Below are 8,284 nucleotides of genomic sequence, written 5' to 3' on the forward strand. Positions count from 1 at the left end.
GGTGGCGGCGGCCAGGAGCAGGGCGGCGGGCCAGCCGACGCCCACCGCGAGCCACCCGGCCAGCGGCGGCGTGACGGTGGCGCTCAGGTAGTTGGCCGTGTTCTGCATGCCGAGCGCGATCCCGGTCCGGCCGGGCGGGGCGAGCTCGCCGGCGGCCGTGATCGCGACCCCGTTCCAGCACAGCGCCAGGGCCGCCGTCGGCACGAGCACCGCCGCGAGCAGCCACACCGGCGCCCGGTCCAGGGCCGCGCAGAGCGCGAACCCGACCGCGACCAGCACGCTCAGCGCCTTCAGCGGCTGGACCCGGGTGGCCGACCGGTCCGACCACACCCCGACCGCGAGCCGGCCGAACCCGCCCGCGACCTGGGCGGCGGCGAACAGCCCGGCCGCCACGCCGACCGCGACGCCGCGGTGGTCGTGCAGGAGTTCCACCATCAGCGCGGCGGCGGTGAACTGCGGCACGACCAGCAAGCCGCTCGCCGCGCTCAGCCGGACCAGGTCCCGGTCCTTCAGCACGACCCCGTGCCGACCGCTGCCGGAGCGCACGGCCCACGGCGGCTCCCTGATCCACAGCGCCACGGCGAGCGCGACGAACCCCGTGAAGCCCGCCAGCGCCAGGAACGCCACCGGCACCCCGGCCCGCAGCCCGACCACCCCCAGCACCACGGCGGCCAGCGCCGCGCCCAGCGGGGTGGCGGTCTGCCGCAGGCCCATCGCGAACCCGCGGCGCTCGGCCGGGAACCAGGTCAGGACGGCCCGGCCGCCGGCCGCGTTCACGCTCGCCCCGAACAGCCCCACGCCGACCAGCGCCACCCCGGCGACCACGGCCCCGTCGAACGCGGCCAGGGCCAGGCAGAGGGCGGCGCCGACCCCGCCGATGGTCATGACCAGCCGCTCGCCGTGCCGGTCCGCCGCCGCGCCCCAGGCGACGAGGGTGAGCATCGTGCCGAGGTTCACCGCGCCGAGCAGCAGCCCCACCTGCGGCAGCGACAGCCCGAAGTGCTCGCGCAGCTGCGGGGTGATCGCGGGCAGGCCGAGGAACACCGCGGCGTTGGCGCCCTGCGCGACCGCGCCGACCGCGAGCACCACCCACCGGTACCTCGGCGGCGCGGATGCGTCTTGTGCCATCAACCGGCCACGCTAGGCGGCCGGTTCAGATCATGGGACTGTGATCCCAGATCCTGGTACGCCGTCGGGGCGGGCTACTCCTTGGTGCGGCCGGGGTTGGTCGGCCAGCCCCGCTCCGCCGCCAGCAGCTCGTCCACCGAGGCGCTGCCGCTCTGGTACCGGCCGGCGATCTCCGCGTTCAGGAAGTCGACCACGGCCTGCACCTCGCGCCGCCGCGCGGAGACCGAGGCCTCCTCGCCGATGAACACCCGCAGCGCCAAGGTCAGCTTGTCGTCCGAGAGCGCGCTCACGTCCGACAGGTCGACGTCCGACACGAGCGCCTCGACGTGCCGCCGGTGCGCTTCCGCCCGGGACGGCTCCTGCGTCTGGTACCGGCCCAGGCCGGTGGCCGGCCCGACGGCGTTCGACGCCAGGATGGTGGCCAGCTGGTCCACCACCGCCGAGCCGCCCGACGTCCGCCGCTCCTGCTCCGCCCGCACGATGTCGATCCGCGCGTGCAGGAGTCTCCGGAGGTAGGACAGGTCGGTCTCCTCCTGCGCCGCCTCGTCGCGCAACGCGCGCACCTCGGCGAGCGGGAGCCGCTCGACCCCCTCGGTGTAGTCGGGAGCGAGCACCCGGTCGATACGTCGGCGCCCGCCAGGACGCACCTCGATCACGTACTCATCCTGCGGTAGTTCGTGTCCACCCGCCAACACAAACCTGCTTCCAAAGTTGTCTCAAACCTGTACCGGACTGCGCACGCCCAGCAGGGCACGCGCGTCCGCGGGCGACAGCGGCGGTCGTTGGGCGATCTTCGCCAACCCCGCCGCACGTGCGACCAGCTGCGCGTTGTCCCGGACCGGCTGGCCCTTCGCGTACGTGATGGTGTCCTCCATGCCCACCCGCAGGTGGCCGCCGGCGGCCAGCGCCGTCAGCATCACCGGCAACGTGGTCCGCCCGATGCCCGTCGCCGAGAACGACGCGCCGTCCGGCAGCAGCCGCAAGGCCGCCACCAGCGTCTCCGCGTCGCCCGGCATCCCGCCCGGCACGCCCATGACCAGGTCGACGTGCACCTTGCCGCCCGCGGGCAGCCCGTGCTGGTCCAGCAGCCGCCGCAACGACGCCAGCTGGCCGATGTCGAAGATCTCGTACTCGGGGACGATGCCCCGCTCCTGCATCCCCTTGTGCAGCGCGACGACGAACTCCCAGCGGTTCAGGAAGACGTCGTCGCCGAAGTTCACCGTGCCCATGGTGCAGGACGCCGAGTCGGGCAGGGCGTCGAGCACCCGCAGCCGGTCGGCCTCCGGGTCGGTCACCGCGCCACCCGTGGACAGCTGCACGATCAGGTTCGTGCGCTCCCGCAGGGCCGCGACCGTCTCCTTGAGCAGGCCGAGGTCCAGCGTCGGCCTGGTGTCCGCGCCGCGGATGTGCACGTGGACCATCGCGGCGCCGACCTGCTCGCACGCCTCGGCCGTGCGGACCAGTTCCTCCAAGGTGACCGGCAGCTGGGGGACGTCGGCCTTCGCGTGCTCGGCCCCGGTGGGGGCGACGGTGAGCAGCGTGCCGTGGGATCCGGGTCGGGACATGCCGTGATCCTGGCACAGAACCCGCCCCCGTCACCGCTCCGGCGACCCGTCCGGGGCGCGGAACCGCAGGCAGGGGCGGTCGCCGGTTTTCCGGTCCGGAATCAGCGGCCGAGGTTGCGCGCCGCCTCGCGGCCCAGGCCGGGGGTGTCCGGCGGCACCGAGTCCGGGTCGACGGTCGCCTGCACCCGCCGGTCCTCCGCGCCGACCAGCAGCTCCGTCTCCGGCGACACCGACCGCTTGACCAGCGCCAGCACGATCGTGCCCAGCTCGTGGTGCAGCGCCACGCTGCCGACCCGCCCGACCACCCGGTCGTCGACCAGCACCGGGTCGCCGGTCTCCGGCTGCACCTCGCGCGACCCGTCCAGGTGGAGCAGCAGCATCCGGCGCGGCGGACGGCCCACGTTGTGCACCTTGGACACCGTCTCCTGGCCCCGGTAGCACCCCTTGTCCAGGTGCACCGCGGAACCGATCCAGTTCACCTCGTGCGGGATGGTCTTCTCATCGGTGTCCACGCCGAGCCGCGGCCGCAGGGACTCCACCCGCAGCGCCTCGAACGCCCAGCTCCCCGCCGGACGCGCGCCCGCGCCCGTCAGGTCCTCCCACCACCGCGCGAGACCCGCCCGGGGGACGACCAGGTCCACGGCGTCCTGCCCCGGCCACGGCATGCGGCGCGCGAAGCCGCCCTCCAGCGCGACGACGCCGTGCGGCCCGCCGGGCAGCGGCAGCCCCAGCTTGTCGAACAGCGCGGGCACGTCCGGCCCGACCACGGTCAGCACCGCCAGGTCGGCCGACGCGTCCCGCGGCTCCACCTTCGACCAGAACACCATCCTGGTCAGGTAGGTCAGCAGGTCGGCGGCGCGCGACGACTCCGTGTCGAGGTAGGCGACACCGCCCGTGTTCGCCACCACGGCGTGGTGCTCGACGCGGCCCTGCACGTCGAGGATGAGCATCTCGGTGCCCTGGTCCTCGCCCAGCGCGGTGAAGTGCTGGCTGGTCAGCGAGTGCAGCCAGGTCAGCCGGTCGTCGCCGGCCACCGCGATGACGGCCCGGTGCGAGCGGTCGAACACGGCCACCGACCGGGCCGCCGCGCGCTGCTCCGCGAACGGGTCGCCGAAGTGCCACGGCACGCCCTGGTCGGGAGCGCCCTCGAACGGCGCGATCGCACCCGGTGCGGTCAACAGCGGAGAATTCACTCGGACTCCTTCTGGGCACTTCCGGCCAGGCATTCGCGGCACGTGCCGGACAGCGCGAGGTGGCTCGCATCCAGTTCGAACCCGTACTGCCCCCGCAGTGTTCCCCCGAGTGGCGAGAGCAGCTCGCACGGCACCTCGTCCATCCGCCCGCACCGGTGGCACACCAGGTGCACGTGCTCGTGCTCGTCCACCGAGTACGTCGGCGCGCCGTGCCCGAGGTGCGTGTGCCGGACCAGGCCGAGCCGGTCCAGCAGGTCGAGCGTGCGGTAGACCGTGGTGATGTTGACCGTGGGGGCCGTGACCTGCACGCGTTGGCAGATCTGCTCCGGTGTCGCGTGCCCCAGCTCGCGCACGGCGTCCAGCACGAGCTGGCGCTGGGGTGTCATCCGCATGCCCCGTTCGTGCAGTGTCTGGCGAAGGGCCTGCGGCGCGCGGGCGGTGTCCACGAATCCGATGGTAGGCCGTGAGTAGGCTCGCGGTATGCGCGTGCTCGCACTACTCGACGGAACCCTGGCCGACCCCGACGCGCCGCTGATCCGGGTCGACGACCTCGGGCTCGTGCGCGGCGACGGCGTCTTCGAGACGATCCTGGTCGTCGACGGCAAGCCCCGTGAGCTGGGCCCCCACCTCGACCGGCTGGCCCGTTCCGCGGCGATGCTCGACCTGCCCGAACCGGACCGGGCCGCGTTCGAGCGGGCCTGCTCCCTGGTGCTGGGCAACTGGACCGGCGGCGCGGAGGTCGCGCTGAAGCTCGTCTACACGCGTGGCGTCGAAGGCGGTGACGGCGCGCCCACCGGCTTCGCCCTGGGCATGGACATCTCGCCCAAGGTGCTGGCCCAGCGCGCCGAGGGCATCGCCGCCGTCACGCTGGACCGGGGCATCGAGCCCGGCCTCGCCGACCGGGCGCCGTGGCTGCTGCTCGGCGCGAAGTCGCTGTCGTACGCGGTCAACATGGCGGCGCTGCGCGAAGCCGAGCGGCGCGGCGCGGCAGAGGTCGTGTTCACCACGTCGTCCGGCTCCGTGCTGGAAGGCCCGACGTCCACGCTGGTCATGGCCCGCGGCCGCACCCTCACCACGCCGCCCGCCACCCTGGGCATCCTGCCCGGCACCACGCAGGCCGCCCTGTTCAACGCCGCCAAGCGCGCCGGCTGGACCACCGAGGTCCGCCCGGTCGCCGTGGAGGAGCTGTACTCGGCGGACGGCGTGTTCCTGGTGTCGAGCGTCCGCAAGGTCACCCGCGTGCACACGCTGGACGACAAGACCCTGCCGGACTCGACCGACCTGCACACCCGACTGGCGGAGCTGTACGAGTCGGAGTACTGAATCTGATCGCGCCGCCTCCGGCGTCGCGGCTCGGTCGCCCGGGAGACCGACGCGACCCTGCCTTTGGCCGCTGCTCCGCAGACGGCGGCTCGGTCGCCCGAACGACTGGGTCTAGACCAATCGCGTCCGTTCAGCCCTGCGGCGAGAACCGCAACCGGGTGCCCGGCCTGGCCTGCCCGAGCAGCGGGAGCGCGTGCGCCGGCACCACGCCGATCACCGGGTAGCCGCCGGTCGTGGGGTGGTCGGCGAGGAAGACGACCGGCAGGCCGTCCGCCGGGACCTGCACCGCGCCCGTGACCAGGCCCTCGCTGGGCAGCTCGCGGCCGACCCGGCGCGGCGTGCGGCCGAGCGCGGTGCCGGTGAGCCGGATGCCGACCCGGTTGCCGCGGTCGGACACCGTCCACCGGCCCGCCCGGAGCTGGTCGGCCGGGCAGTCGAACCAGTCGTCGCGCGGACCCACGACGACCGGCACGTCCAGCTCGTCCGGCACCCGCAGGGGCGCCAGGACGTCCACGCCCACCGGCACCCCGGTCGGGTCGCCGAGCGGCACCTCGTCGCCGGGGCGCAGCGGCGCGGGGCCGAGGCCGGACAGCAGGTCGGTGGACCGGCTGCCCAGCTCGGGTGGGACGGCGACGCCGCCGGACACGGCGACGTACGACCGGAGGCCGGTCCGCGGCGTGCCCACGGTGAGGGTGTCGCCGGGCGCGAGGTGCAACGGCGAGTCGCGCGCCACGCCGTTGACCAGGACCGCGGTCGACGGGCCGGTCACCGCGACCGTGCAGGAGGCGTTGGCGCGCAGCACCAGGCCGCCGAGCAGGACTTCGAGGCAGGCGGCGTCCTCGGCGTTGCCGACCAGGCGGTTGGCGAGCCTGAGCGACGGCGGGTCCAGCGCGCCGGAGGGCGGGACGCCCAGGTGCGCGTGCCCCGGTCGGCCCAGGTCCTGGACCAGCGCTTGCGGCCCGGTGCTCAGGATCGTGACCGTGCGGGGGCGAAGGGCGCGCGCCGTCATCGGGTCGCCTCGAACCGGACGCGCTGGCCGGGGGCGAGCAGGGCCGGCGGGTCGCGGCGCGGGTCGAACAGCGGCGCGTCCGTGCGGCCGATCAACCGCCACCCACCGGGCGTGGCCAGCGGGTAGGCGGCGGTGAACTCGCCCGCGACGGCCACCGACCCCGCCGGGACCTTGGTGCGCGGCGAGTCGAGGCGCGGCTGGCGCAGCGGTTCGGGCAGGCCGGTCAGGTAGGCGAAGCCGGGGGCGAACCCGCAGAACGCGACCTGGTACGTCGTGCCGGAGTGCAACGCGACCACCTCGGCCGTTGTGAGACCCGCGGTCTCGGCGACCAGGTCCAGGTCCGGCCCGTCGTAGCGGACCGGCAGCACCACCTCGGTCGACGGCGCCTCGACGCGCCGGCCGGGCTCGACCGCGTCGAGAACCCTCCGCACCGCCTCGATGCCTCCGGCCCTGGTCACGACCAGGACCGTGCGGGCGGCCGGCACCAACTCGACGACCTCGGGCAACCGCGCCGCAGCCACCGCGGCGCGCACGGCCTCCACCTCGTCGAGCGACCCAACCTCGACGAGCACCGCGTCAGCCCCACACCGCCGCAACCGCATAACAACAGCCTAAAGGAGGATTGTTGAACAATCCAACCCAACCCCGAACCAATCGTCAACCACGCCCCGAGAGGCCGCGCCAACTACCACTCGGCCGGCGACCACACGCCGCGAGGCCGCGTCGGTCGTTCGCGACTCATTCGCCGGCGATCACGCTTTTCGATCGTCGGCGAATCAGGCGTGAGCGGCCGACTTCCGGGCGGCCGAGCCGCCGTCTGCGGAGCAGCGGCCATTCAACACAGCTCAGCCCACGTACCTCTGCAGGTGGGCTGACGTGTGGGGCTGGAGGGGCTGGCCGACCATGGCCCGCTCCTCCACGTACGCCAGGTCGCCGTTGTTCACGATGCCGTACAGCCGCTGGGCCGCGGTGACGTCCTTGGCGGTCGCCGTGCGGATCACCGCGTCGGTCCCGAACTCCCAGGACGTCTGCGTGCGCGGCTTGCCGTAGTACAGCTCCACGATCCCGGTGTTGTGCGTGATCAGCACCTCGATCGTGTCGTCCGCCTGCGGGCGCCAGAAGCCGGTCTCCCGCGCCGCCTGGCGGATCACCGCGCCCTTCTCGTCCAGCAGCCAGGACCGGGCCTCGTAGTAGAGGAACGGCCGGCCGTCGTGCGCGAACGTGATCTGCTGCCCGTACCGGTACGGGCCGTCGATCGTCGGGTACACGACCTCGCCCTCGCCGCGCCACACGCCGACGAGCGGCAGCAGCGCGAGGCACGCGTCGTGCAGGGAGGGGCCGGAGCGCAGGTTCGCCGTGTCCGCCGGGATCGGCAGGTCGTCGAACTGCGGCAGGTTGCGCGCGCCCGTCACCGACGCGCGCGAAGCGGCGGCCCGGACGGCCGCGTCACCACTGCCCGGAACGGGCCCGTTGTCGCTCACCGCTGGTCGGAGTACAGCCGGTACACGACGTACCCGGCGAACCACACGACCAGCAGGGACACGAGGACCAGCAATCCTGTGAAGAAGTGTTCCACCCGCCCAGTTTAGGCACCTGCCCCGCAAAGCCGCCGACCCCGGTGGCGAACGCCACCGGGGTCGGCGAGAGGTAGCGCCGGGACGGACCCGTGCGCTCCCCTGGTCTCAGGCCACCGCGACCTCGACCGGGTGGACGCCCGGCCCTTCCGCGTTGACCGACGCCTGCCCGTTGCCGGACCGGTGCAGGGCGCGGATCGTCCAGGTGCCGGGCGCGGCGAAGAAGCGGAAGTCGCCGTCCGAGGAGGACACGACCTCGGCGGTGAACTCGCCGGACGAGTCGAGCAGGCGCACGAACGCGCCACCGACCGGAGCACCCTCCGAGCGGACCTTGCCGGTCAGCACGACCTCGTTCGCGCCGACCTGGATGTCAACGCCCTGCTGGGGCGCGCCGCAGCCGTCCAGGCTCATGTCAGGCCTCCTTGCCGGTGCCGAGCTCGACGGGGACGCCGATGAGCGAGCCGTACTCGGTCCAGGAACCGTCGTAGTTCT

General features: G+C 73.9%; 10 protein-coding genes. 1 reads left to right on the top strand and 9 read right to left on the bottom strand.

Features of this window, described 5'->3' with window-relative positions; genetic code table 11:
* The 5 genes from ACFQ3T_RS31940 to ACFQ3T_RS31960 form a co-directional block, all read right to left on the bottom strand.
* On the bottom strand, positions 1-1,128 hold a 1,128-nt coding region (locus tag ACFQ3T_RS31940; protein WP_380729067.1), incomplete at its 3' end, for an MFS transporter.
* 74 nt (positions 1,129-1,202) lie between these two features.
* Positions 1,203-1,784, bottom strand: coding sequence for an RsiG family protein (locus ACFQ3T_RS31945; protein WP_380729069.1), 582 nt, complete (start codon positions 1,782-1,784; stop codon positions 1,203-1,205).
* A gap of 60 nt (positions 1,785-1,844) precedes the next feature.
* The gene (locus ACFQ3T_RS31950) at positions 1,845-2,693 is read right to left on the bottom strand and encodes a BKACE family enzyme (protein ID WP_380729070.1); all 849 of its coding nucleotides are present in this window, start codon (positions 2,691-2,693) and stop codon (positions 1,845-1,847) included.
* A 101-nt stretch (positions 2,694-2,794) separates the two neighbouring features.
* Complete coding sequence (gene ygfZ / locus ACFQ3T_RS31955) at positions 2,795-3,919, bottom strand: CAF17-like 4Fe-4S cluster assembly/insertion protein YgfZ (protein WP_380729072.1); 1,125 nt, start codon at positions 3,917-3,919, stop codon at positions 2,795-2,797.
* Positions 3,883-4,332 (bottom strand): Fur family transcriptional regulator, encoded by a 450-nt coding sequence (locus tag ACFQ3T_RS31960; protein WP_447009515.1) that lies wholly within the window; start codon positions 4,330-4,332, stop codon positions 3,883-3,885. Before ACFQ3T_RS31960 ends, ygfZ begins: the two co-directional genes overlap by 37 nt.
* Before the next feature lie 34 nt (positions 4,333-4,366).
* On the opposite strand from ACFQ3T_RS31960, the gene ACFQ3T_RS31965 reads away from it, so the two are divergent.
* The gene (locus ACFQ3T_RS31965) at positions 4,367-5,209 is read left to right on the top strand and encodes an aminodeoxychorismate lyase (protein WP_380729074.1); all 843 of its coding nucleotides are present in this window, start codon (positions 4,367-4,369) and stop codon (positions 5,207-5,209) included.
* Between the two features lie 130 nt (positions 5,210-5,339).
* Here the strand turns inward: ACFQ3T_RS31965 and ACFQ3T_RS31970 are convergent, their stop codons facing one another.
* The 4 genes from ACFQ3T_RS31970 to ACFQ3T_RS31985 all read right to left on the bottom strand — a co-directional run bounded on the left by ACFQ3T_RS31970 (position 5,340) and on the right by ACFQ3T_RS31985 (position 8,203).
* Positions 5,340-6,218 carry a 5-oxoprolinase subunit C family protein gene (locus ACFQ3T_RS31970; protein WP_380729076.1) on the bottom strand — a complete coding sequence of 293 codons (879 nt, stop codon included), beginning with the start codon at positions 6,216-6,218 and terminating at the stop codon, positions 5,340-5,342.
* The gene (pxpB, locus tag ACFQ3T_RS31975; RefSeq protein ID WP_380729078.1) at positions 6,215-6,820 is read right to left on the bottom strand and encodes a 5-oxoprolinase subunit PxpB; all 606 of its coding nucleotides are present in this window, start codon (positions 6,818-6,820) and stop codon (positions 6,215-6,217) included. Before pxpB ends, ACFQ3T_RS31970 begins: the two co-directional genes overlap by 4 nt.
* 243 nt (positions 6,821-7,063) lie before the next feature.
* Positions 7,064-7,699, bottom strand: coding sequence for an FABP family protein (locus ACFQ3T_RS31980; protein WP_380729081.1), 636 nt, complete (start codon positions 7,697-7,699; stop codon positions 7,064-7,066).
* 201 nt (positions 7,700-7,900) lie between these two features.
* On the bottom strand, positions 7,901-8,203 hold the full coding sequence (locus ACFQ3T_RS31985; protein ID WP_380729082.1) for a DUF1416 domain-containing protein: 303 nt from the start codon (positions 8,201-8,203) through the stop codon (positions 7,901-7,903).
* Positions 8,204-8,284 lie beyond the last annotated feature (81 nt).

The organism is Saccharothrix hoggarensis (genome assembly GCF_042678885.1).
In the GTDB taxonomy this organism is placed as follows: Bacteria; Actinomycetota; Actinomycetes; order Mycobacteriales; family Pseudonocardiaceae; genus Actinosynnema; species Actinosynnema hoggarensis.

Bases quoted from the DNA above. Each gene is read 5' to 3' on its own strand.
- ACFQ3T_RS31950 (WP_380729070.1), bottom strand. From the start codon at position 2,693: ATGTCCCGACCCGGATCCCACGGCACGCTGCTCACCGTCGCCCCCACC.
- ygfZ (WP_380729072.1), bottom strand. From the start codon at position 3,919: ATGCCTGGCCGGAAGTGCCCAGAAGGAGTCCGAGTGAATTCTCCGCTG.
- ACFQ3T_RS31965 (WP_380729074.1), top strand. From the start codon at position 4,367: ATGCGCGTGCTCGCACTACTCGACGGAACCCTGGCCGACCCCGACGCG.
- ACFQ3T_RS31970 (WP_380729076.1), bottom strand. From the start codon at position 6,218: ATGACGGCGCGCGCCCTTCGCCCCCGCACGGTCACGATCCTGAGCACC.
- pxpB (WP_380729078.1), bottom strand. From the start codon at position 6,820: ATGCGGTTGCGGCGGTGTGGGGCTGACGCGGTGCTCGTCGAGGTTGGG.
- ACFQ3T_RS31985 (WP_380729082.1), bottom strand. From the start codon at position 8,203: ATGAGCCTGGACGGCTGCGGCGCGCCCCAGCAGGGCGTTGACATCCAG.